Below are 22327 nucleotides of genomic sequence, written 5' to 3'. Positions count from 1 at the left end.
GCCCGTGTGAACTGCGCGACCTCAGCGCAACGCCTGTTTTCGCTCGAAAGACGAGCGATAACTGCCAGGCGGAACGCCGAAAAAATCCCGAAAACGACGCTGAAAGTGCGGCGAGCTGACAAAGCCGGTCGCCACGGCGATTTCGGTGACGGATCGATTGGTCTGCTGGATAAGTTGGCGCGCGCGGGTCAGGCGCAGTTCCAGGTAATAACGCGTCGGGGTTGCGCCGAGGAAACTGCAGAAGCGTCGCTCCAACTGCCGCTTGGAAATCTTCACGCAGGCCGCCAGCTCATCGATGGTCAACGGCTCCTCGATGTTTTGCCACATCAGCTCCAATGCCAGCTTGAGACTTTCTGGCAGTGTCGGATCGGTTTCGACGAAGACCGGCGGCAGATCCGACGCGTCGCCCGATTCATCACAGCGCAGGATCTCTTCGATCGCCCCCACCAGCGCCTCGCCTCCCGTCTGGCGGATCAACTGAAGCATCATACGCAGCGAGCTGTTGGCACCTGCGCAGCTGACCCGCTGTCGGTCAACGACATAGGCGCGGCTGGAAACTTTCACATGGGGAAAAACCTCCGCCATCATGGCGCGACTTTCCGGGTGAACCGCGCACTCGAAACCATCGAGCAAATTGGCATCGGCGATAAAAAAAACGCCATTCCACAACCCGCCCAGGATTGCCCCGGACGTGGCGTTGGCGCGCAACTTGCGTCGCAGCAGCGGCACGCCCTGCAATTTCACGCGAAAGCCACCGGCGACGATCAGGACGTCCTGATTCTCCGGCAACTGCGCCAACTCGATATCGGCAGAGATGACGATCCCCAGGTCACTGGTCACCTGACTCCCCGATGCCCCAACCGTCAGCACCTCATACAGCGGCCTGTCGCTCATCAGGTTGGCCGTCACCAGCGCATCCACCGCGCCGGTAAAGGACATCATCGAGAAATTGTCCATCAATACGAACGCGACACGAACCGGACCTTGGTCAGCACCAGGGGATCCGAGCGGTCGGTAAGCCATGTTTTTGTTTTTAAGTACGCTCTCGAATGCGCTTGGCATAGGGCCTCGTCAATACATGAAGGCATCAGGGCTTGCATCACGCTCGCGCTTTAAGCGGCAGCGCAATTGGCACATCTTCCAGATTAACCACGCCGGCTGCAATCGACTCGCGAGATCCCAGGCCGATGACCTCCCTGATAGCCAGCGGCCTCAAGTCCATTCGACGTTGGTCGATATCGTGTAGGTATGCATGGGCGCTTCCCCCGTTCCAGAAACTCGCAACGCGCACCGCTACTGTTTCCTGTTTCCGCCGTTTCAACACCTATAAATCCGCGGGAGAAGTCATGAATATCAAACAGAAGCTGACCTGGGCGTTCGCGGCCATCGCCTGCCTGCCGGTTATCCTGGTGGCGGTGCTTGTCGTGCTGAACCTGCGCAACGCCGCACAAAGCAACTTCCTGGACAGCAGCGGCCGTGAAATCCGTCAGATCGACAACGGCATGAAGCAGTTCTTCGATGGCATCAGCCAGAACGTCGAGTTCTTCGCCAAGGATCCGCGGATTGTCGCGGCCAAGGATCTGAAAAATTATTCCGGTGCCGATGCCGCACAAATTCCGCTGCCTGAGAACAACAAGCAGCTGCTGGACATATTCGACCGATTCGCCCAAAGCCATCCGACCACCGCCTATCTTTCTCTGGGGCTGGCCGACGGTGGTTACGCCAGTTGGCCTGACGATCCCAAAATTTCCAACTACGACCCCCGCGTTCGTCCCTGGTACAAGGCCGCCATCGCGTCACCGGGCACCACAGTGCGTACAGACGCCTATTACTGGGCCCCGGACGATGTATCGCTGATCGGCATCGTCCACACGGTCTCCGACGCCGCCGGCAAGCTGGTGGGTGTGGTGGGCCTGGACGTGTCACTCAAGCAACTGACCGAACTGGTCAAGAACATCAAGCTGGGCGACAGCGGTTACCTGATGCTGGTCGAAGCCAATGGCAACGTGCTGGTCGACCCCAGCGACGCCAAGCACAACTTCAAGCCCATGGCAGAGCTTGGCCCCAACTATGCCGCACTGGCCAAAAGCGCTGATGGCGTGACGCAGATCGAGATCGAGGGCGTGCCCTACATGGCCAACGTCGTCAGCTCCAAAGGCCTGGGCTGGCGTTTCATCGGCCTGATCAAACGCGACGAAGTCATGGCCCAAGCCTCGAGCCTGACCTGGTTGATCGCCATCATCGCCGCCGCGCTGGCAGTGGTGTTCGCCATCGTCGGCGCCAGTTTCGCCAGCGTGATCGTGCGACCGATCCGCGGTGTTGCCAATGGCCTGCAGGAAATCGCCGAAGGTGAAGGCGACCTCACCCGCAAGCTCTCGGTGCAAGGCAAGGACGAAACCGCCACCCTGGCCAGTTGGTTCAACCAGTTCCTAGGCATGATCGCCCAACTGGTGCAGCGCATCGGCAGCGCCTCCTCCGACCTGCAAAGCGCCGCCGCCGATACCAGCGAAGTGGCGCAAAACATGAACGAAGCTGCCGGACGTCAACGTCAGGCCGTTGAACTGGTGAGTACCGCGTTCAACGAAATGGTCGCCACCGCCAACGAGGTCGCCCGCTCCTGCAGCCAGGCCGCCTCCAGCGCGGACGCGGGCTATCGCGACGTGCACGATGGTCAACAGCACATCGGCGAAGCCACGGGCAGCGTGCTGAAACTGAGCGAGGACCTGCAAAAGTCGACCCAGACCATGCAGGCGCTGGAGCAGGACAGCAAGAACATCAACACCATCCTCGACACCATTCGCTCCATTGCCGAACAGACCAACCTGCTGGCCCTCAACGCGGCCATCGAAGCGGCGCGTGCCGGCGATCAGGGTCGCGGATTTGCCGTGGTCGCGGACGAGGTGCGCGCCCTGGCCCGGCGTACCGCCGACTCCACCGGCGAGATCGACAGCCTGCTGGGCAACCTCGCGCGCCGGACCCAGGAAGTCACCCTGCAGATGCAGGGCAGTCTGCAGGGCTCCAAAACCAGCGTTGAACGCATTCAGCAGGCCCGCGACAGCTTCGACAAGATCCGTATCTCGGTGGACTCGATTCGCGACCAGAACACCCAGATCGCCACGGCGGCCGAGGAACAGCACCAGGTGGCCGAAGACATCAACCGGCATATCTCGCAAATCCATACCGATGCACAACTGGTAGAAGAATATGCCCACTCGGCACAAACGGGCTCGGGCCGCTTGACGGATATATCCGGGCAGCTCAAAGGGTTGGTAGGACGGTTCAAGTTCTAGTTGTAGAGCCTGAGACAGCCCCCCAAATGTGGGAGCGACGTGCTCGCGATGGGTCAGCTTGCATTGATGTTGAATGTGCTGACGCTATCGCGAGCACGCTCGCTCCCACACTTGCGGTGTCACCGAGTCATTGCTGCCCCGTTGTCACCGATGCGGTTTGCCCGCCAAACATAGCCTCAAAGCGCGGTTTGTTGGCAGCGTAGTACTCGGCGACCACCTTATCTGCCGAACTGTCCCGCGCCGCTGCCATCAATCGCTCAAGGTCAGCTTGAGGAATATTGGAGTGAGCGAACTCGCTCACAGAGATCGCCTACGCTTGGGGCTATGGCAGCAGTTCCCACTTCAGCCGGCACTTCAAGTCGACGTTCGGCATGTCGCCTCGACTGTTCCGGGAAACCGCGAGCGACAGCCGGATGAAATCGACGGCGGCCTGAGTAAGCTTCTGCGCTCAAAAGCCTCCAAAAGAAAGGAGAATGAAACCGCTGCCAACCAGGGCACCAAAGTTGACCGTTGGTCCAGAGCAAAATAGGGTAACAGGCCGTTCCCGACATCCTGACCTAATATCAACCCAGGTTCGGCTGGACAACGCAGGAGATCGACATGTCCGCCTCCGAATCCAGCCTCATCCAGAGCTGGCAGCACAACGCCCAATCCTGGATCGAAGCGATCCGCACCGGCACCCTCGAGAGCCGCATCAACGTCACCGACCAAGCCGTCCTGTTGGCGGTACTGAGCCGTCAACCCAAGCGTGTGCTCGATCTGGGTTGCGGCGAGGGCTGGTTGTTACGGGCCTTGGCCGAACGGGGCATCGAAGCGGTCGGCGTGGACGGCGGTGCAACACTGGTCGAGGCCGCGCGGGCCGCAGGCTCTTCGCCGGTGCATCTGGCAAGCTACGAGGCGCTGGCGCAGGCCACGGTGGACATCGGCCGCAATTACGACCTGATCTGCGCCAACTTCGCCCTGCTGCACCAGGACATCGTCCCGCTGCTCACCGCCATGAACGCCCTGCTCGCCCCCGGCGGCACGCTAGTGATCCAGACACTGCATCCGTGGGCCGCAGCAGCGGGCAACTATCAGGACGGTTGGCGAGAAGAAACCTTCGCCGGCTTCCAGGGGCAATGGCAGCCCATGCCCTGGTACTTTCGCACCTTGTCCAGTTGGCTCAAAGCACTGGATATGGCCGGCTATCGACTGGCCGGTCTGCAGGAGCCGCAGCACCCACAAGGCTCGGCGCCGCAGTCGTTGCTAATGGTGGCCGAGCCGCAAGGTTGAACGCCACGGCGAACATGCTCTTCAGGGGCGCTTAATGCCTCTGAACGTCGGCTCAGTTCCAGCCACCCCCCATCACCTTGTACAACGTCACGCGATTGCTCTGTTCGGCCAGGCGCAGGGTGATCAGGTCTTGCTGGGCGCTGTACAGTGAGCGCTGGGCGTCCAGGGCTTCGAGGTAGCTTTGCGAGCCACCTCGGTATAAGGCGTCGGAAAGCTCGAAGCTCGTGCGACTGGCATCAGTCAACGCTTGCTGCGCGGCGAGACGGCGATCCAGCGTGCTGCGTTCTGCCAACGCATCGGCCACTTCCTTGAAGGCGCTTTGCACTGTTTGCTGATAAGTCTGTACCTGTATTTCGCGCTCGACCTTGGCCGCGTCCAGTGTCGCGCGATTACTGCCGCCATCGAAGATCGGCAGGCTGACGCTCGGAGCAAACGACCAGGCGCCACTGCCGGACTTGAACAGGCCGGACAACGCCGAGCTTGAGGAACCGGCACTGGCCGTCAGACTGATGCTTGGAAAGAACGCCGCGCGGGCCGCGCCGATGTCGATATTGGCCGACTTGAGGGTGTGTTCGGCGGCCAATACATCCGGGCGCCGTTGCAACAGGCTGGACGGCAGCTCGGCCGGCACTTGCACCAGCGCCGCCGCCGACTCCAGGTTCGCACCGGGCAGCAGTTCCTCGGGAACATCACTGCCCACCAGCAGGCGCAGGGCATTGCGATCCTGGAGGATCTGGCTTTCATACGCCGCCGCGTCAGCCCGGGCTGACTCCACGGTGGTTTGCGCCTGGGCCACGGACAAACCGGAGGAGCCGCCCAGTGCGTGGCTGCGACGGGTCAACTCATAGGTCGCCTGCTGGCTGCGCAAGGTCTCTTGGGCCAATTGCAAACGCTCGTTGTCCGCCGCCAGGGTCAACCAGGCCGTGGCCACTTCGGCCACCAGGCTGATCTGCGTGCTGCGCCGGGTTTCGGTCAGGGCCAGATAGTCTTCCAGAGCCTCGTCCTGAAGGTTTTGCATGCGTCCGAATACGTCCAGCTCATAGCTGCTCAGCCCCAGTTGCGCGCTGTAGTCATGGCTGGTGGTCGCCGAGCCGCTGTTGGACAACGAGCCAGGCGTACGACTGTGGGTGCCACTGACGCTGGCATTGATCGACGGCAAAGACTCGGCGCGCTGGATACGGTATTGGGCCTGGGCCTTTTCGACATTCAAGGCGGCCAGGCGCAGGTCGCGGTTGTTGGTCAGGGCCAGCGCTTGCAAGCGCGCCAGACGGCTGTCGGTGAAAAAGTGTTGCCATTGGATCTCGGCGGCCACCTCCCCCTTGGGCGTACCGACGGTGGGCAACCATAGCTCGGAGACCGGTGCCTCGGGGCGTTCGTACTGCGGTGCCAGATTGATGCAGTTACCGAGCAGTGTGAGTAAGGCCAGCAATGGCCAGCGGAACTTGATCATGCGTCACCTGCCTGGGTGGTTGGAACCGAACTCGAAACCGTGGACACGCGGGAAAAACGTCGGCGAATCTGCACGAAGAACAAGGGGACGAAGAAGATCCCCAGCACCGTGGCGGTGAACATGCCGCCCAGCACGCCGGTACCGATTGCCTGGCGCCCGGCGGAACCTGCACCGCTGCTCAGGGCCAGGGGCAATACGCCGAACATGAAGGCCAGGGACGTCATGAGAATCGGCCGCAGGCGTTGGCGCACGGCGATCAGTGTCGCCTCTCGCAAGCTGTTGCCCTGCTCTTGCAGGTGCTTGGCGAACTCGACAATCAGAATCGCGTTCTTGGCCGCCAACCCCACGGTGGTCAATAGCCCTACCTGGAAGTACACGTCGTTGCTCAAGCCACTGACGCGGGTGGCCAGCACCGCGCCCACCACCCCCAACGGCACCACCAGCATCACTGAGAAAGGCACCGACCAACTCTCATAGAGCGCAGCGAGGCAGAGAAATACGAACAGCACCGATATCGCGTATAGCAGGGGTGCCTGCGAACCGGACAGGCGCAACTGATAGGACTGCCCGGTCCACTCGTAACCGATGCCTTCGGGCAACTGTTTGACGATCGCTTCCACCGCATCCATCGCATCCCCGGTACTGACCCCTGGCGCCGGGTCGCCAACCACTTCCAGCGAAGCGTTGCCGTTGTAGCGCTCCAACAACGGTGAGCCGTAGCTCCACGAACTGTTGGCGAATGAGGAAAAAGGCACCATCTCGTCGTTGCTGTTGCGCACGAACCAATGTTCCAGGTCGGCCGCCTGCATCCGCGATGCAGCCTCGCCCTGGACGTAGACCTTCTTCACCCGGCCCTGATTGAGGAAGTCATTGACGTAGGTGCCCCCCAACGCCGTGGACAAGGTGGTGTTGATGTCACTGGTGCTCAGGCTCAAGGCCCCGGCCTTGCGATCATCGATGCTGACCTTGAGCTGCGGGGTGTCGTCCAGGCCGTTGCTGCGCACGCCCAGCAAACGCGCGTCTTTGTTCGCCAGCTCTATGAATTGCTCCCGCGCGGCGACCAGAGCGTCATGCCCCAGGCCACCGAGGTCCTTGAGTTGCAGGTCGAAGCCGGACGTCTGTCCCAGGCCTCGCACGGCGGGCGGTTGCATGACGAACACATTGGCATCACCAATGCTCGACAGCGCCATGGTCGCGCGCTGGGCGATGGACGCGGCATCCTGCCCTGCCCCAGTGCGCTCGCTCCAGTCCTTGAGCCGGATAAACGCGCGGGCGCTGTTCTGGCTGTTGCCGTTCATGCCCAGGCCGGAAATGCTGATCAGCGCTTCGACTTCCGGTTGTTCGAGCAGGTAGCTTTCGAATTGCTTGACCACCGCCTGGGTGCGGCTGTCCGTGGCGCCCACCGGCAATTGCACCTGAGCCATGAGAATGCCCTGGTCTTCATCAGGCAGGAATGACGTGGGCAAGCTCAGATAACCGACCGCCATCACCAGCACCACCAGCCCATACACCAGCCAACTGACGCGGCCACGCTGCAAAATAGCGCCCACCCGGCCTTTATAGGCCTCGGCAGCGCGCTCGAACGTGCGGTTGAACCAGCCGAAGAATCCGCCTTGAGCACCATGCCCCTGGCCAGCGGACGGCTTGAGCAGCGTCGCGCACAACGCCGGCGTCAAGGTCATCGCCACCAGCACCGAGAGCACCATGGCCGAGACAATGGTGACCGAAAACTGCCGGTAGATGATCCCGGTGGAACCGCCGAAAAACGCCATGGGAATGAATACCGCACTGAGGACCAGGGTGATGCCGACCAGGGCGCTGGTGATTTCATCCATCGACTCTCGCGTGGCGTCCAGGGCCGACAGCCCGCGCTCCGCCATTACCCGCTCGACGTTCTCTACCACCACAATCGCATCGTCCACCAACAGGCCGATGGCCAGGACCATGGCGAACATGGTCAGGGTGTTGATTGAATAGCCGAACAGCGCCAGCACACCGAACGTACCCAGCAGCACCACCGGCACGGTGATCGCCGGGATCAGTGTGGCCCTCAGGTTCTGCAAGAAGAGGAACATGATCAGCACCACCAGGACGATGGCCTCGCCCAAGGACTTGACCACCTCTTCGATGGACAGGCTGACAAAGGGCGTCGTGTCGTAAGCAATCACGTTCTTGAGTTGCATTGGCGCGGGGTAGAACGGTTCCAGCTCCTTGAGCTTGGCCTTCACCGCTTCCCCCACGGTCAGGGCATTGGCCCCAGCGGCCAGTTGTACGCCCATGGCGGCAGCGGGTTTACCGTTCAGGGCCGAATTCACGTCGTAGCTTTCACTGCCCAATTCAACCCGTGCTACATCCCCGAGCAGTACCACGGCACCATCGCTGGTGGACTTGACCACGACATTGCGAAACTGCTCGACGGTTTGCAGCTTGCTGCGGGCGCTGATCGTGGCATTCAACTGCTGGCCCTTCACCGCTGGCAAAGCGCCGAGCTGACCGGCGGAGACTTCAGTGTTCTGCGCCTCCAGGGCAGCGCTGATGTCCGACGGCATCAGCGCGTATTTTTGCAACAGGGCAGGATCCAGCCAGATGCGCATGGCATAACCCGAGCCCAATGTCTGCACATCGCCGACACCGTCAATACGGCTGATGGAATCGAGCAAGGTGCTGGAAATGTAATCGCCTATCTGGGTGCCGGTCACGCTCGGGTCGTCGGAGGCCAGAGCGACAATCATCAGGAAATCCGAGCCGCCTTTGGTCACGGTCAGACCTTCGCTTTGCACCGACTGCGGCAGCCTCGACTCGGCCTGTTGCAGTTTGTTCTGCACTTGCATCTGCGCCACGTCCGGGTTCGTGCCGGCGGTAAACGTCAGGCTGATGCTGGTGCTGCCGTCCGAGCTGCTGGAGGCCGACATGTAGGTCAGGTTATCCAGGCCTTTCATCTGCTGCTCGATGACCTGGGTCACCGAGTCTTCCACGGTCTTGGCCGAGGCGCCGGTGTAGGTGGCGGAGATACGCACTGTCGGTGGTGCGATGTCCGGGTACTGCTCAAGGGGCAACTGACTGATGGACAAAGCGCCGGCGAGCATGATGACGATGGCAATGACCCAGGCAAAAATCGGCCGGCCGATGAAAAAACGCGCCATGCTCAGCCCTCCTGCGCAATGGCGACGGGTGCCGATTTCAGCGTGCGACTGCGCGTGCCAGGGTTCTGCGCCACGACGGCTTCACCGACCCGGACTTTCTGCCCGCCCTCGACAATCAACTGGTCACCGGCATTCAGGCCGGTCTTGACCCACCACTGGTTGCCCACGGCGCGGTCGATGGTCAAGACGCGCTGCTCGACCTTGCCATTGACCACCAGCAAGACCGTGGTCACCCCACTGGCGCTGCGGGTTACTGCCTGTTGCGGAATCAAAATCGCCTGATCGTCGCGAGCCTGCTCCAGCACCGCACGCACGTACATGCCCGGCAGCAACAGCCGGTCCGGATTAGCAATTTGCGCCCGTAACGTCACTGTCCCAGTGCCTTCGTTCACACTCACGCCGCTGAACTTCAAGCGACCTTCATGGGCATAGGTGCTGCCGTCATCGAGCTTGAGGCTGATTCGCGCCTCGCCTTCGCCATTGCTTTGCAGCACACCGCTGGCCAGGTCGCGCTTGAGGCGCAGCAGCTCGGTGGTCGATTGGGTGACGTCAACGTAGATCGGGTCCAGTTGCTGCACCGTGGTCAATGCGCTCTCCTGATTGGCAACCACCAACGCGCCCGGCGTAACCGTCGAGGTTTCGATGCGCCCGCTGACGGGAGAACTGATGCGGGTGTACGCCAGGTTGATGCGCGCCGTCTCCACCCCGGCCTGGGCCACTTGCCGCTCGGCTTCGGCGGTCAGCAGGCTGGCCTGAGCGTCCTCGTTGTCTTGCTGGCTGATGGCGTCGATCTTCGCCAACTGAGCGTTACGCTTGGCCGTGGCCTGGGCTGACTTCAAGGTGGCACGGGCCTTGGCGAGATTGGCCTGTGCCTCCGCCAATGCGGCCTTGTAAGAGGAAGCATCCAGTTGGTACAGCGCTTGTCCGGCCTTGACCTCGGCCCCTTCGACAAACAGTCGCCGCTGGACGATACCGCCCACCTGCGGACGGATCTCGGCGACCATGAACGCCTGGGTGCGGCCGGCCAGTTCCGTGGTCAGCGCCTGGCTTTTCGGCTGCACAGTCAGCACCGACACCTTGGGCGGTTCGACTACCGGTGCCGATTCGCCGGAGCAACCGCCTAACAGGAACAGAACGATCAGGAACACCAGCACGAGGCTGGTCACCAGGGATTTGGCGAATAATTTGGTCGACATAAATGCCTCTGCAAGACGGTTGGTTCAAGCCAGGCGCCATACTGCGAGGCAAATGTGCAGGAAAATTGAAGATTGCCCGCCGCCCTTGAATCTTCTTCGCACCAGGGCCTAAATGGACAGGCCCTTCACCGACCTGCCCGAGCCCATGAAACTGAGCATCTCCACCAAACTGTTTATCGCAGTACTGGCCAGCGTACTGTTCGTCATCCTGAGCATGGGGGTGGCCAACGGCTGGAGCTTCGGCAAGGGTTTTCTCGACTACCTCAACGAGCAGGCCCTGTTGCGTATGTCGCCAGTGCTGCCGCGTCTGGCCAACGCCTACGAGCGCGAGGGCGATTGGGAATTTTTGCGCAACCAGCCGGATCGCTGGTTCGAACTGCTGCGCCCCGAACCCGGGGAAAACGACAGCGACCCGCAACGGCCCCCCATGCCCATGTCTGACCTGACCGGTGCAGTGTTTCGCATCGCCCTGCTGGACGTGCAAAAGCAATGGGTCATGGGCTACTCGGCAATTGCCGACGACGCCTTGATGCGCCCGGTCACGGTCGCTGGCAAAACCGTTGGTTGGCTGGCGGTGACGCCATTTCAGAACGTGACCGAAGCCGGGGGCGAACGCTTCCGTCAGTACCTGATACGCACCAGTCTGGCCGTGGGGGTGTTCTCTTTGCTGTTGGCGATGCTGATCGCCTGGTGGATCGCCCGCACCCTGCTTGAACCGGTCAAGCGCGTGGCCGCCGGTGAATACAGCAACCGAGTCTCGGTGTCTTCCAATGACGAAGTCGGTCAGTTGGCCCGGGACTTCAATCAGTTGGCGTATACCCTGGAGCGCAATGAAAAAATGCGTCGGGAGTTCATGGCCGACGTCTCCCATGAGCTGCGAACCCCCCTGTCGGTACTGCGCGGGGAACTGGAAGCCATCGAGGACGGCGTGCGCACACTTGATCAGTCTTCGATGAAATCGCTGCAAGGTGAAGTCGGCATGCTTAGCAAACTGGTGGATGATTTGTATGAACTGTCCCTGGCCGATGTGGGCGCGTTGACATACCGCAAGAGCGAATGCGATCTCAACGAGCTACTGGACGGTTGCACGGCCATGTTCCAGGAACGCTGTAATGCCCGACTTTTGCGCCTGGAGTTGGAGCTGCCGACCACGCCGTTGCGTTTGGAGGCCGACCCCAAGCGTCTGCAGCAGTTGTTCGGCAACCTGCTGGAAAATGCCGTGAGATACACCGATGAAGGCGGTGTGCTGCGCATTCGAGCTGCCGACGATGGCGATGCCGTGCGCGTCGACTTCCTGGATTCCGGCCCGGGGGTCGACGTCGATCAGTTGCCACGGCTGTTCGAGCGGTTCTACCGCGGCGAAACTTCACGCAATCGCGCCAGTGGTGGCGCCGGCCTGGGGCTGGCCATCTGTCACAGCATCGCCCTGGCCCACGGCGGCAGCCTCAGTGCCGAACACTCGCCCCTGGGCGGTCTTTGGCTGACCCTGCGTCTGCCACGGAACGCCTGAACCATGGTCAGCGACAGCCCGATCCTCATCGTCGAAGACGAACCCAAACTGGCCGCGTTGATGCGCGACTACCTGATCGCCGCCGGCTATGCGACCCAGTGCCTGGACAATGGCCTTGAGGTGGTGCAGGTGGTACGTGCCAACGAGCCACGACTGATCCTGCTTGATCTGATGCTGCCAGGGCGCGACGGTTTGCAAGTGTGCAAGGAACTGCGCAGTTTCAGTGCCGTGCCGATCATCATGATCACCGCCCGCGTCGAGGAGGTGGACCGTTTGCTCGGGCTGGACCTGGGGGCCGATGACTACATCTGCAAACCCTTCAGCCCCCGCGAAGTGGTGGCCAGGGTCAAGGCCATCCTGCGGCGCAGCCCGCAACTTCTAACCGCTGCGCCGCCGCGCCTGCTGATTGACGAAGAACAGTACCTGGCGTCCCTCGACGGCAATGCGCTGGACCTGACGCCCCTGGAGCTACGTCTGCTCAGCACCCTCGCCCGCGCTCCGGGGCGGGTATTTTCCCGTGATCAGTTGCTGGACAGGATCTACTCCGATCATCGGGTGGTCACCGATCGCACCGTCGACAGCCACATCCGTAATCTGCGACGCAAACTCGAACAGGCATGCCCAGGTGAACAGCCGATCGAATCGTTGTATGGAGTGGGTTATCGGTTTCAGCTTGCCGACCCCTGAGGGTCAGTTTGCAGGGATGTTGGCTGTACCGACGTCATCGCGAGCAGGCTCGCTCCCACAGGGGGTACGGGTGTTCACAGCATCTGGCCACGACACAAAAACTGTGGGAGCGAGCCTGCTCGCGATGGCGGTTGCGCGCCATAGATGCTGGACGCCCCATAACCGCCGACCCGATCCGCCCCGCGAAACACGCCGCTCATCAATAAACCTCAACAACACAAAACAGCTGCCGATATCCCGTGTAAGACCCCAGTGACTGGGTTTCAGGATTGAACGGCGGACCAGGTAATGACAGAGATTTATCTGCTGATAGCACACGGCATGGATCAGGGCGAAGCCTACGTCCTGGGTTGGTTCGATGACAGGACCAAAGCCAGGGAAGTGGCCGAGCAGAAAGAATGGGAAGCTTACCGCGCGAGCCTGAAGGCAGAGCATCCCTGGTCAACCCACAAACCCTTGGCCCCGGACCAGACGGACTATCGGCGCTACTGGATCAAGACCGTTTCAAAGTTTGATCAGGTGCCTGTTCCAAGGTCTTGGGCGGTTCATTGATCACCGCTGAGTGAAATTCAACGAAACGAGCGTTGTCGAGGGTGGTCTAGAAAATTAAGCCCATCTGATGAGAGCAATACTATGTTGAAATTTCTTGGCGGCACCGTAGGTATCATCTTCATAATCGGCCTGATCGTGGTCATCGCCCTGTTCAAGCTGGTCTTCTGACGGCGACAGTGTCGACCACAGGCTTGGGAACACCGTTTCTCAAGGTGTGAAAAAAGCCCAATCTTTTCAGGTTGGGCTGAGCCGTTCCGGGTATTCGCTAACGGGCAAATGCATAATAGCTCTTTGCCATTTATTTCAGCCGCCCCGCTTTCAATCGGGTGGTGTATTCACTACATTGAGCGTCACTCTGCTCTGTTGACACGGACTGTCATGACTACCCTTTCCTCGATCACCTCCGCCATTGCTCTCCAGACGACTCGCTCCGCTGTCGCGGCATTGCCTGCCACAGCGATAGACAGCGCTGATGCCTTCCCGGCTCGACCATCGGCCATCGTCAGCCTGGGCAACCCGGTGGTCGGTGTCGAATCACAAACCTATTCCCGTTTCGGGCAACTGCCTGGCCAGGAAGTTGTTCGTGTTTGGGAAAAGGAAGCTCAGGACGCTGTCACTCACATCATGGGAACCCACCCCAGATCGCTGTCGATAGCCAACCGTTTTGACCGCCTGGGTGCGGCCTTGATAGAGCAGTTCGCCAAGAATGGCTCGAGCATTTCCCAGTCAGTGGTTCATACCACCACAGACGGGGCTTACAACGTCGCCGAGATAACATCCGAACAGACGCTGCTGCACAATAAAGCCGACAACCTGATCAGTCTCAGCATCAAGACCGCCAGCGGCAAAACGGTCACCTTTAGCCTGACTAGCCAGGACGATGGTCTTGGCGTCCAGGCTACCGTGGAGGGTGGCCCGCTGAGCGAGGATGAACTCAAGGCGATTGGCGCTCTGAGCAGTGCCTTTCAGGCGGCTGTCGACGGGTTGACCGCCGAGCCACCCAAGCTCAATCTGGGCAAGCTGACGCAGTTTGACTCCAGCGTCTTGGCATCCATTGACCTGAACGCCAAGCTGAAGGGAGTGGACGGTGAGGATCTGACCCTCGCCTTTAGCGCCGACAACCAACACCGCACCACGCAAATGAGCGGTCCGGATGGCAAACTGAACCTGACCGTGGACCTGAAGAACGGCGCAATCCTGGGCGATGCCAAGCAACAGGCCAACGCACTGAACAGCTACCTCGCCCAGCTTGACCGGGTGCAGGAGCGTGGCAACGCCAAGGCGGCGCTGATGGAGATGTTCAAGGATGCGTTCAGCGCCATGAACAGCCACTACCCACAGGGCACGACCCTACCTGAGCGATTGACCCGTAATGCGACGGACAAAGGCCTATTGACCGGAATGGCAGACTTCGAGGCATCCATCACTCAGACGAACAAGTCGTCCAACCCGATGCACCTGTCTGAACTCGATAGCTTTGCCTATACCCTCTCGCAGAAGACGGTCGTCGCAGGCTCCATCATGCGTGACCGCAAGATCGATCAAGTCCAGCAATCGAGTCTGTCGGCCAGTTATCACAAAAGCCTGAAGGGCGGGAAAGCACCTGCGCTAGGCAAAGATAACGAATCGCAGAACTATCTCTACGTACAAGTGAATGACAAGGCCAGCAGCTCGGCCAGCCTCGCCTACAAGGATGGCCGACTGACCAAAGCCTCCGTCACGCAACACGCCAGCCAGGACACACGGACACAGAAGTACGTCATGGGCGAACTGATTGAAGAGACCGTGGTGCCGAAGCAGGCGTCAGCCAACCGCAATCACTTGGTATTACTGGAGTACGCCGCCAAGGAAAGCAGGAAATCCAAGGATGCGCAGGAGCAATCCTTACTGAAGGAAGCGCTCGATACCCTCCACCGTTCGGTGATGCTGCAGGACAACCCTTCGGCGCTGATGCGTTGAACACAGTGCTGCCTACTTGACCGGCAGACGCTTCAAGGCCATCGAGAAGCTGCGTGATACCACGTTTCGAGAAAACTCATGGCAACGCTAACTTCATCGCAAGCCAGGTCATCCCACTCATAGTCCTCAGGCAAAGGTAAAGCCTCGGACTTCATCAATGGTCGGCCATTTCATTGGGATTGCCTTAGATTTGTGAGAGGCCACCGTCGACCATCAGTTCTACGCCATTGACATAGCTGGCGTCGGCGGATGCAAGGAAAAGTGCCGACGACGCTATTTGTTCCGGTTGGGCCATGTAGCCCAGCGGCACGATTTGTCCGACGTGATTTCTGAGTGCTTCGATCTGGCTCTCATCCATCTTCAGTCCGTTGTCCATCAATGGCGTTCTGGTAAAGCCAGGGCTGAGCACGTTCGCGCGAATTTTTCGGCCTTTGAGTTCATTGGCCCAAGTCCGTGCAAATGAACGCACCGCAGCCTTTGACGCATTGTAAAGACTCAGACCTTCCATCCCGTTGCTGGAGCAAATGGAGGCGGTCAGAACAATTGACGAGCCATCCTTCATCAACGGCAACAGCGTCTGAACAGTGAAAAAAACGCCCTTAACATTAATATCGAACATGTTGTAGTAAGCGGCTTCAGTCGTTTCGCCCACGGGATTTTTTTCGCAGATACCGGCATTGGCAAACACCGCGTCGAGTTGACCGTCCCGTCTTTCGACCAATGCCTTGAGCGAATCGAGATCGGCCTGCTGAGCGACATCGGACACCACTGCCACGGCATTCTCGCCCAGTGCGGCAACCGCAGCGTCCAACGTCGCCGCCGAGCGTCCGGTGATATAGACGCGTTTAGCCCCCTCGGCTAACAGAGCTTGGGCAATCGCATAGCCGATTCCAGTCGAGCCGCCCGTGACGACCGCTACTTGATTGAGAAATTTACCCGTCATGTTTTGACTCCTAAGTATGCATTTATGGTGAGTTGAACAGTTGGCCACTGCTCGGCGCTGGGGTCAGTCACGGTTTGGGCTGATCGAAACGCCGAAAGGAGCAGTCGCTTGTGGCAAACGCGGTATCGAGGCATAAACGGACAGCAACGCTGAAACGACCAGGCAAGCAGCGATGCCCAGCAGGGTGGCAATGAATCCGGTGGCAAGCGAGGAAGGGCTTTGCGCAGGGGCGGCCAGTGCGTAAAACACGCCACCGAGGACCGCCACCCCAAGCGCGGCGCTGATCTGCAATGCCGAATTGACTACACCGGAGATCATTCCCGATCCGCCGGGTGGTGCACGATCTATCACGGTTCGAATAAGTGTTGGCAGCGCCCAGCCCTGGCCAAACCCGAGTAACCCCACGGCCAGGATCACAAGCACCAGTTGAGGGCTCTCTCCTGTCGGCGCGGTTGCGACCGCTGCGCTCAGGATCAGGCATCCCAGTACCTCGAGCATCATTCCCATGGCGGGTACAAAACGGCCGAACAAGCGGATGGCAAAGGGGGTTGTCAAAGGGCCAATCAGAAAGCCCGCGCCGAACGGGACGAACATCATTCCCGAGGTCAAGGGTGTTGCACCCAGCGCGTCCTGTAGATAAATCGAAAACGTCAGGAAGAATGCCGATATTACGTAGAAGAACAGTACGCCCGTCAGTCCGGCAACCAAGCCGGGTGCTCGACTGAGTTGCGGACTGACCAAGGGTGTCCCGCCTCGACGCTCCAGCGCGATCTCGTAGCGCCAAAAGGCCGCTGCGACTATCGGCGAGCCGAGCAGCAACAGACAAAGCCACCATGGCCAACCTGCTTCCCTGCCTTCAACCAACGGGACCACCAGCAGCCCAACCGTCAGCGCACACAGCAGTACGCCAATGCGATCCAGCGGCACCGGAGTCTGGCTCCGGCTATCGGGAAGCAACCGTATCCCGCCAACAAACACAGCGATGACGATGGGTAGATTTATCAAGAAAACTGCACGCCATTGCAGGCCCCAAACATTCATCGATATCAGCAAGCCTCCAAGTGCCTGGGCGACAACCGCCGCGAAGCCAATCGTTGCGCCATACACCGCTAACGCACGCGAACGTTCATGCTCCGGAAACAGGGAATGAATGGACGCCAGCCCCTGCGGTGCCATTGCCGCAGCGCTCAAACCTTGCAACACACGTCCGAAGATCAACACCGTCGGCGAGTTGGCAAGGCCACACATCAAGGAGGCAACGCCGAAGCCGGCTATGCCTGCAAAGAACACTCGGCGACGGCCAAACAGGTCACCCAACCGCCCCCCCGTGATAAGGAAGACGGCGTAACTGGCGGCATAGCCTGAAATGACCCATTCGACCTGCGCCGGTGTGATCGCCAGGCCACTACGAATTGACGGCAACGCCACATTGACGATGAAGAAATCCAGCGGCGGGAGAAAGGCGCCGACGAGAAGAACAGCGAAAGCAAACCATCGGCGCGATTCGGCTGCTGGGGCGCAATCCAGTTTGGATGTCATTGGGAACTCCAGAAAGACACGACTAGCGCAGGCTGATTTCATATTCACTCAGGTGCGCTGCCTGACAGATGAAACGGCAAGCTTCTGGGTTCGTTGCCGTCGTTGAGGGTCTATTGTCGGAGTCAAAGAGCGACGGCGGCACTGTCAGGGATGCACATTCCTCGTGCATTTTTGTAAGGCCGCCACCCGTTGTGCAGCGTCTTCAGTCAGGGGCAAAAGCCGACTTGAAATGCTCGCTTCCAGCAATGGGAGCCCAGTCTTTGAGAGGCGTCAGGTAATGCAACTCGAAGCGCCGGGACACGAACCTCCACAGATCGTCACGACGCTCGAACCTGTCGTAATAGAGGCCACTGACTTGCACCGGACCTTTCTCGATGTCGTGAAACAAGCAGTTGGCGGCGACTGTCCCAACAGCGCTGTCACCCTCGATCTGGAGCAAAGGGTTGGCCATCCAGTGATGCATATGCGGCATCTGCCGCCAGCTTTGTTCAGCCATGGTGAGGATTTCACTCCGACTCCGCGCGCTGCCGAATCCGGGCAGATCCAGCGTCGAATCCTCATGCCAGATCTGCTGCAAAAGATCGGTATTCATACGGTCGAACGCGTTCGCATACGTGGAGATAAGCGCTTCGATCGCCACGCGACTTTCCAAATGGTTCAGCCGTGCGGCCAGTGCTTTGATATTCATCGCTTTGTCCTATTTGTCAGAATCCGATTGGGTCTGATGAACCTGTGGGAACGACGGGTTCAACCAGCGTGAAACCACCCCGAACGCCTCATCCGAATTGCGCTCATAGATCAAGCCATGGCCATTGCCGTGAATGCCGAAGGCCGGGAGATCCAGATGATCAACGCAGGCTCCGGCGGTTCGCAGGAAAGGCACAATGCTGGTTGCGTAGGTGGCGAATTTCGAGGTCTCTCCCGTCAGCAGCGCGACAGGTAATCCCTTGAGTGCGGGGATCTGTAGCGTGGAGGGATCGGCGGCTTGCACCTCCTGCGCCGATGCGCGTGGAGGATCGAATGTCATTGAGGCCGCTGTCAGTCCCCAGTCCAGCGCGCCGATACCGGGCGTATCGCCGAACACTGGGCCCATCGGTTCCACCGCCACTATGGCTGCAATAAGCCCAGGCCTGCGATCTGCCAATAACCAGCCATCAGGGCCGGAGGCTGAATGGGTGACGATGATTGCCTTGCCAATTCGGTCCAACAACTGAGCCAATCGATCGGCGTCCATCGCCTGGGACGCCGCCAGATCGGCGGGCATAGGGCCATATCCTGCGATGAAGGCATCGAAAGCCGCATCGTCATCCGCCTTAAATGGCCATTGGGTCTCATTTCCACCCTCCGGAAAATAGACCTCCTGCGCGCGCTCATAGGAAAACGCTGGCCCCATCGGTCCTAAAATATCCGGGTGATAAGGGGAGCGCCCATGGCCAGGCCTGTCGACGCAAAACACCACGTGACCGGACTCCACGAAACGCTGGGCCCAACCGGGTCGGCCGTCCGGTGTATCGAACCATTCAGTGGCCTGCAACGTACCGCCATGTATGAGCACCACGGGATAGGGTTGAGTGATCACCTCCGGCGATTCCCATTCCACGTACATCGGACCTTTCTGGAATTGCTTGCCGTGTTGAACAACCCGCTCGCCAGTGATCCAGAAATTCCCCCGGCGGGAACTCGTGGGAGGGTTCATGTGCCATGGCTCTGTACTCAGCGCATCAGCTCGAACTCCTTGGGTCATGGTCGCAAACACAGACCAATCCTGATTACCCAGTCCGTTCGCGACGGCCGCTTCCATTCTCGAACGCACCACGTGCGCGGCGGGGAGGCGCAGTCCCCTGCCCTCCGCGGCCTGCAACGCCAGATTCACGTCCTTCAAGCCAAGGGACAGCTTGAAGCCTGGCTCGTAGCGACTGTTCACTATGTTTTGCCCATAGCGCCGGTAACTGGGGCAAGCGAACAGGGTCTGGGTGACGACCTCAATGAATGCCGACGGGCTCAACCCATATTGCTCAGTGAGCGAACTCGCTTCAGCCAATGATTGAATGGCTTGGGTAGTCATCATATTGCCGGCGATTTTTGCGATGCAGGCCTGCACGGGCTGGTCGCCCAGGCGCCAGGTCTTTATGCCAAGCACATCAAACAGTGGCTGAACACGTTCGATGGCTGCTTCAGGTCCGGCCGCCAGAATGTTCAGTTCCCCCTTGGCGGCGACAGCAGGTATGCCGAAAACTGGCGCGGCAATGAGCACCAGGCCCGCCTCGTCATGTTCTTTCTGCAGTTGCGCCATCAACGCTGGCGACAGTGTCGACATGACGATATGGATGCAGCCGTCACAAGCCGTTTTCAATGCCGTTGACTCCAGCAATACCTCGCGCACCGCCGTGTCATCGGCGAGCATGCTGATGACCACCGGCTGTTGAAATGCAGTCGTCGCAGACGCAAGCACGTCGACTTCACTTAATCCCCTGAGCGCCTCGGCACGGCGATTCCATGCCCTCACCCGATGGCCCGCCTGAACGAGCACCGCAATCATGGCTTGCCCCATGCTCCCGACACCTACAAACCCGATATTCATGTGAAGCCCTCTTGCTTGCCGTGCAAACATTGATGGCTCAATTGTGTGGGGGGACGGGGTTGCAACGGGACTGCCATTGCTGCATCTTCGCCGTTCATTTTTGTGGGGGGGGAAAGCCATGGACTGGAACGACTTGCGCGTCTTTCTGGCGATTGTCCGCACCGGCTCGCTGGGCGCTGCCGCGAAGCAACTTGGCGTTAGCCACCCCACCGTAGGGCGGCGGCTTCACGTCCTTGAACTGCACAGCGGGCAGGTTTTTTTCCGCCGCACCGGGCAAGGTCTTGTATTGACGGACAGCGGTGAAAAAATTCTGGGGCTGGCCGAGGAAATGGAGCGAAGCGCTCTTTCCATTGAGCGGCACCTGGCGGGTGACAGCGATCAACCTGAGGGACTGTTGCGAATTTCATCAGCGGACTGGTTCGCCTGCTATGTACTCGCGCCTGTACTCAGCGAAATGTCGCGCAGGTACCCCTTGATCGTTCCAGAGGTGATCGCCGGACATCGCCTGTTTGATCTGACTCGCCGCGATGCGGATATCGCCTTTCGCATCGTGCCGTTCACCGAACCGGACATCGTTCAACGTCGACTGACGACACTTAGCTATGGGCTCTACGTCGCCGCAGACTTGCCTTTCTCACCCACTCACAACGGAGAAGGCCTCGGGTTGATTCTCATGAGCACGGCGCAAGCTCACTACCCCGACGTGCTTTGGCTACAACAGATGTTTCCCCGCGCCAAAACCGTGCTCACCAGCAGCAGCCGAACCGTTCAGGCGCAGATGTGCGGGCGCGGATTGGGTGTAGCGGTCTTGCCACGCGCGCTTGGCGATCAGTTGACCGCCCTGAGATTGATAGACGTCGGCAGTGAACCACCAGGACGCGATATCTGGATGGGCTATCACCACGACATGAGACAGATGGACAGGCTCCGCGCCCTTGCGGACCTCGCTGGCGAAATGATCGGTACGCCAGAGTTCATGGTTGCAAAAGCGTAGCAGGGCGTAAAGTCTTCACCCGACGCTTACCGCGATGAGGCATTCCGCATGCTAACCACAAGGTGTGTTGGGCGGACGCTTACGTTACTTTGGCATAACCTCACCCAATCATCCGCGTGGCAACTTCCCACAACCGCTGCGCGTTATCTGGGTCAACAGCGTATGGTGCCACGCCTGTGTAATCGGCAGGCCGCTGGGTGACCACCAGCGCTTCATTGCAGTCCTCGAAATAACGACCACCCATGCCTTCCAGCAGTGGCGACGCCGCCAGTAATACAGATGTCGCGGCACCCTGTTGCACGTTCTTCTGACGTTCAATTGGGGTCTTAAGCCCGCCGGTGTGCTTCTGAAGGTTGGTTGCGATTGCCCCAGGGTTCAACGCGTTAGCGAAAATACCTCGCCCCGTCCAGCGGCGGGTGATCTCTACGGCAATGAGCGCGCATGCCGACTTGGCCTGGGCATATGACGCGAAAGCATCGTATGTGCGGAAGTCGAAATTGATGTCATCGAAAACCACAGGCCCCAACAGATTAGCGTTTGAACTCAGCGACACAACTCGGGCACCTTCGGCTCTGATCAGGGCGTCCTGCAAACCAAGCACGAGCGCAAAATGGCCGAGAAAATTGGTTGCAAACTGCATCTCCCAGCCCTGCGATGTCAGTTCCCGCTGAGGAACGGCCATGATCCCTGCGTTATTGACCAAGATATCAAGAGGCTCTGACCATGACTTAGCAAACGACTTCACAGAAGATAGATCCGCCAGATCGATTGAGCGGATATCAACGGAGCCCTTGCCTTCGGAGCGCAGTTCGGCGGCTACCGGTTCTGCCGCTTCCGGACGCCGTACTGCTAGTGTTACGTTGGCGCCGGCATTGATCAATGCGCGCGCTGTCTCAATGCCGATACCAGAGGCTCCGCCCGTTACGATCGCCCGTTTACCGGTGAGGTCGACCCCTTCAATGACCTCTTGTGCGGTAGAGTGAAACCCGAACGGTGTAGTGATACGCGTCATGAATTATTCCTCGCATGTTTAATGGCCGAGAGTCGAACTGACTTGCGGGATCAACGGATCACCGGCGGATGACGTTGCCTTCAATTCCAAGCGGCAACGGCGCCGAGTACCGAACGGATCGTGCTGAACCCGAACAAATTCCTGAATGCTCGGAATGCCCCCGTTCCCGTTATGAGGCCCGATCCGCGTAAAGTTGCTG

The 22327-nt window shown here is 59.7% G+C and carries 17 protein-coding genes and 3 pseudogenes; 10 read left to right on the top strand and 10 right to left on the bottom strand.

Annotation, left to right across the window (positions count from 1 at the left end):
* Window positions 1-21: 21 nt before the first annotated feature.
* Entirely contained in the window at window positions 22-1062 is a 1041-nt protein-coding gene (locus AAIS01_RS03180; RefSeq protein WP_343467771.1) for a GlxA family transcriptional regulator, read from the bottom strand.
* Between the two features lie 125 nt (window positions 1063-1187).
* Between AAIS01_RS03180 and AAIS01_RS25625 the strand changes: the two are divergent.
* Both AAIS01_RS25625 and AAIS01_RS25620 read left to right on the top strand, forming a co-directional pair.
* A pseudogene (locus tag AAIS01_RS25625) lies at window positions 1188-2429 on the top strand (HAMP domain-containing protein); the annotation flags it as partial.
* Window positions 2430-2435: 6 nt separating this feature from the next.
* Window positions 2436-3290, top strand: coding sequence for a methyl-accepting chemotaxis protein (locus tag AAIS01_RS25620; RefSeq protein ID WP_371264120.1), 855 nt, complete (start codon window positions 2436-2438; stop codon window positions 3288-3290).
* 127 nt (window positions 3291-3417) lie between these two features.
* On the opposite strand, the pseudogene AAIS01_RS03170 reads toward AAIS01_RS25620, so the two are convergent.
* Window positions 3418-3582, bottom strand: a pseudogene (locus AAIS01_RS03170) (glycine betaine ABC transporter substrate-binding protein); the annotation flags it as partial.
* 1 nt (window position 3583) lies between these two features.
* On the opposite strand from AAIS01_RS03170, the pseudogene AAIS01_RS03165 reads away from it, so the two are divergent.
* Window positions 3584-3724: pseudogene (locus tag AAIS01_RS03165) on the top strand (helix-turn-helix domain-containing protein); the annotation flags it as partial.
* Window positions 3725-3890: 166 nt separating this feature from the next.
* Window positions 3891-4562, top strand: a complete 672-nt coding sequence (locus AAIS01_RS03160; RefSeq protein WP_343467769.1) for a class I SAM-dependent methyltransferase — start codon at window positions 3891-3893, stop codon at window positions 4560-4562.
* A gap of 52 nt (window positions 4563-4614) precedes the next feature.
* Here the strand turns inward: AAIS01_RS03160 and AAIS01_RS03155 are convergent, their stop codons facing one another.
* The 3 genes from AAIS01_RS03155 to AAIS01_RS03145 are packed head-to-tail and all read right to left on the bottom strand — an operon-like array spanning window position 4615 to window position 10351.
* On the bottom strand, window positions 4615-6012 hold the full coding sequence (locus AAIS01_RS03155; RefSeq protein ID WP_343467768.1) for an efflux transporter outer membrane subunit: 1398 nt from the start codon (window positions 6010-6012) through the stop codon (window positions 4615-4617).
* Complete coding sequence (locus AAIS01_RS03150; RefSeq protein ID WP_343467767.1) at window positions 6009-9155, bottom strand: efflux RND transporter permease subunit; 3147 nt, start codon at window positions 9153-9155, stop codon at window positions 6009-6011. Before AAIS01_RS03150 ends, AAIS01_RS03155 begins: the two co-directional genes overlap by 4 nt.
* Window positions 9156-9157: 2 nt before the next feature.
* Complete coding sequence (locus AAIS01_RS03145; RefSeq protein WP_343467766.1) at window positions 9158-10351, bottom strand: efflux RND transporter periplasmic adaptor subunit; 1194 nt, start codon at window positions 10349-10351, stop codon at window positions 9158-9160.
* Window positions 10352-10463: 112 nt separating this feature from the next.
* Between AAIS01_RS03145 and AAIS01_RS03140 the strand changes: the two genes are divergently transcribed.
* The 5 genes from AAIS01_RS03140 to AAIS01_RS03125 all read left to right on the top strand — a co-directional run bounded on the left by AAIS01_RS03140 (window position 10464) and on the right by AAIS01_RS03125 (window position 15059).
* Window positions 10464-11861, top strand: a complete 1398-nt coding sequence (locus AAIS01_RS03140) for an ATP-binding protein (protein ID WP_343467765.1) — start codon at window positions 10464-10466, stop codon at window positions 11859-11861.
* Window positions 11862-11864: 3 nt separating this feature from the next.
* Window positions 11865-12548, top strand: coding sequence for a response regulator (locus AAIS01_RS03135; RefSeq protein WP_343467764.1), 684 nt, complete (start codon window positions 11865-11867; stop codon window positions 12546-12548).
* Window positions 12549-12836: 288 nt separating this feature from the next.
* Window positions 12837-13100 (top strand): hypothetical protein, encoded by a 264-nt coding sequence (locus tag AAIS01_RS03130; protein WP_343467763.1) that lies wholly within the window; start codon window positions 12837-12839, stop codon window positions 13098-13100.
* Window positions 13101-13181: 81 nt separating this feature from the next.
* Window positions 13182-13268: a small membrane protein YohP gene (locus AAIS01_RS25795; protein WP_442793071.1), complete on the top strand. Its 87-nt coding sequence runs from the start codon at window positions 13182-13184 to the stop codon at window positions 13266-13268.
* A gap of 210 nt (window positions 13269-13478) precedes the next feature.
* Window positions 13479-15059: a lactate dehydrogenase gene (locus tag AAIS01_RS03125; RefSeq protein ID WP_343467762.1), complete on the top strand. Its 1581-nt coding sequence runs from the start codon at window positions 13479-13481 to the stop codon at window positions 15057-15059.
* Window positions 15060-15243: 184 nt separating this feature from the next.
* Here AAIS01_RS03125 and AAIS01_RS03120 read toward each other — a convergent pair whose 3' ends face one another.
* The 4 genes from AAIS01_RS03120 to AAIS01_RS03105 all read right to left on the bottom strand — a co-directional run bounded on the left by AAIS01_RS03120 (window position 15244) and on the right by AAIS01_RS03105 (window position 20122).
* Complete coding sequence (locus AAIS01_RS03120) at window positions 15244-16002, bottom strand: SDR family NAD(P)-dependent oxidoreductase (RefSeq protein WP_343467761.1); 759 nt, start codon at window positions 16000-16002, stop codon at window positions 15244-15246.
* Between the two features lie 63 nt (window positions 16003-16065).
* Window positions 16066-17541, bottom strand: a complete 1476-nt coding sequence (locus AAIS01_RS03115; RefSeq protein ID WP_343467760.1) for an MFS transporter — start codon at window positions 17539-17541, stop codon at window positions 16066-16068.
* A 202-nt stretch (window positions 17542-17743) separates the two neighbouring features.
* Complete coding sequence (locus tag AAIS01_RS03110; protein WP_343467759.1) at window positions 17744-18229, bottom strand: nuclear transport factor 2 family protein; 486 nt, start codon at window positions 18227-18229, stop codon at window positions 17744-17746.
* 9 nt (window positions 18230-18238) lie between these two features.
* On the bottom strand, window positions 18239-20122 hold the full coding sequence (locus tag AAIS01_RS03105) for an alpha/beta fold hydrolase (RefSeq protein ID WP_343467758.1): 1884 nt from the start codon (window positions 20120-20122) through the stop codon (window positions 18239-18241).
* 118 nt (window positions 20123-20240) lie between these two features.
* Here AAIS01_RS03105 and AAIS01_RS03100 point away from each other — a divergent pair, with 118 nt between their 5' ends.
* On the top strand, window positions 20241-21116 hold the full coding sequence (locus AAIS01_RS03100; protein WP_343467757.1) for a LysR family transcriptional regulator: 876 nt from the start codon (window positions 20241-20243) through the stop codon (window positions 21114-21116).
* Between the two features lie 100 nt (window positions 21117-21216).
* Here AAIS01_RS03100 and AAIS01_RS03095 read toward each other — a convergent pair whose 3' ends face one another.
* On the bottom strand, window positions 21217-22128 hold the full coding sequence (locus AAIS01_RS03095) for an SDR family NAD(P)-dependent oxidoreductase (RefSeq protein ID WP_343467756.1): 912 nt from the start codon (window positions 22126-22128) through the stop codon (window positions 21217-21219).
* Window positions 22129-22327: the final 199 nt, after the last annotated feature.

It is taken from the genome of Pseudomonas halotolerans (assembly GCF_039581215.1).
In the GTDB taxonomy this organism is placed as follows: domain Bacteria; phylum Pseudomonadota; class Gammaproteobacteria; order Pseudomonadales; family Pseudomonadaceae; genus Aquipseudomonas; species Aquipseudomonas tehranensis.
Note: the sequence above shows the minus strand (reverse complement) of the source record. Positions and strands in the feature narration are given on the sequence as shown.

Excerpts from the sequence above, each read along its gene's own strand:
- AAIS01_RS03180 (WP_343467771.1), bottom strand. The coding sequence starts at position 1,062 with ATGCCAAGCGCATTCGAGAGCGTACTTAAAAACAAAAACATGGCTTAC.
- AAIS01_RS25620 (WP_371264120.1), top strand. The coding sequence starts at position 2,436 with ATGATCGCCCAACTGGTGCAGCGCATCGGCAGCGCCTCCTCCGACCTG.
- AAIS01_RS03160 (WP_343467769.1), top strand. The coding sequence starts at position 3,891 with ATGTCCGCCTCCGAATCCAGCCTCATCCAGAGCTGGCAGCACAACGCC.
- AAIS01_RS03155 (WP_343467768.1), bottom strand. The coding sequence starts at position 6,012 with ATGATCAAGTTCCGCTGGCCATTGCTGGCCTTACTCACACTGCTCGGT.
- AAIS01_RS03150 (WP_343467767.1), bottom strand. The coding sequence starts at position 9,155 with ATGGCGCGTTTTTTCATCGGCCGGCCGATTTTTGCCTGGGTCATTGCC.
- AAIS01_RS03145 (WP_343467766.1), bottom strand. The coding sequence starts at position 10,351 with ATGTCGACCAAATTATTCGCCAAATCCCTGGTGACCAGCCTCGTGCTG.
- AAIS01_RS03140 (WP_343467765.1), top strand. The coding sequence starts at position 10,464 with ATGGACAGGCCCTTCACCGACCTGCCCGAGCCCATGAAACTGAGCATC.
- AAIS01_RS03135 (WP_343467764.1), top strand. The coding sequence starts at position 11,865 with ATGGTCAGCGACAGCCCGATCCTCATCGTCGAAGACGAACCCAAACTG.
- AAIS01_RS03130 (WP_343467763.1), top strand. The coding sequence starts at position 12,837 with ATGACAGAGATTTATCTGCTGATAGCACACGGCATGGATCAGGGCGAA.
- AAIS01_RS25795 (WP_442793071.1), top strand. The coding sequence starts at position 13,182 with ATGTTGAAATTTCTTGGCGGCACCGTAGGTATCATCTTCATAATCGGC.
- AAIS01_RS03125 (WP_343467762.1), top strand. The coding sequence starts at position 13,479 with ATGACTACCCTTTCCTCGATCACCTCCGCCATTGCTCTCCAGACGACT.
- AAIS01_RS03120 (WP_343467761.1), bottom strand. The coding sequence starts at position 16,002 with ATGACGGGTAAATTTCTCAATCAAGTAGCGGTCGTCACGGGCGGCTCG.
- AAIS01_RS03115 (WP_343467760.1), bottom strand. The coding sequence starts at position 17,541 with ATGACATCCAAACTGGATTGCGCCCCAGCAGCCGAATCGCGCCGATGG.
- AAIS01_RS03110 (WP_343467759.1), bottom strand. The coding sequence starts at position 18,229 with ATGAATATCAAAGCACTGGCCGCACGGCTGAACCATTTGGAAAGTCGC.
- AAIS01_RS03105 (WP_343467758.1), bottom strand. The coding sequence starts at position 20,122 with ATGAATATCGGGTTTGTAGGTGTCGGGAGCATGGGGCAAGCCATGATT.
- AAIS01_RS03100 (WP_343467757.1), top strand. The coding sequence starts at position 20,241 with ATGGACTGGAACGACTTGCGCGTCTTTCTGGCGATTGTCCGCACCGGC.
- AAIS01_RS03095 (WP_343467756.1), bottom strand. The coding sequence starts at position 22,128 with ATGACGCGTATCACTACACCGTTCGGGTTTCACTCTACCGCACAAGAG.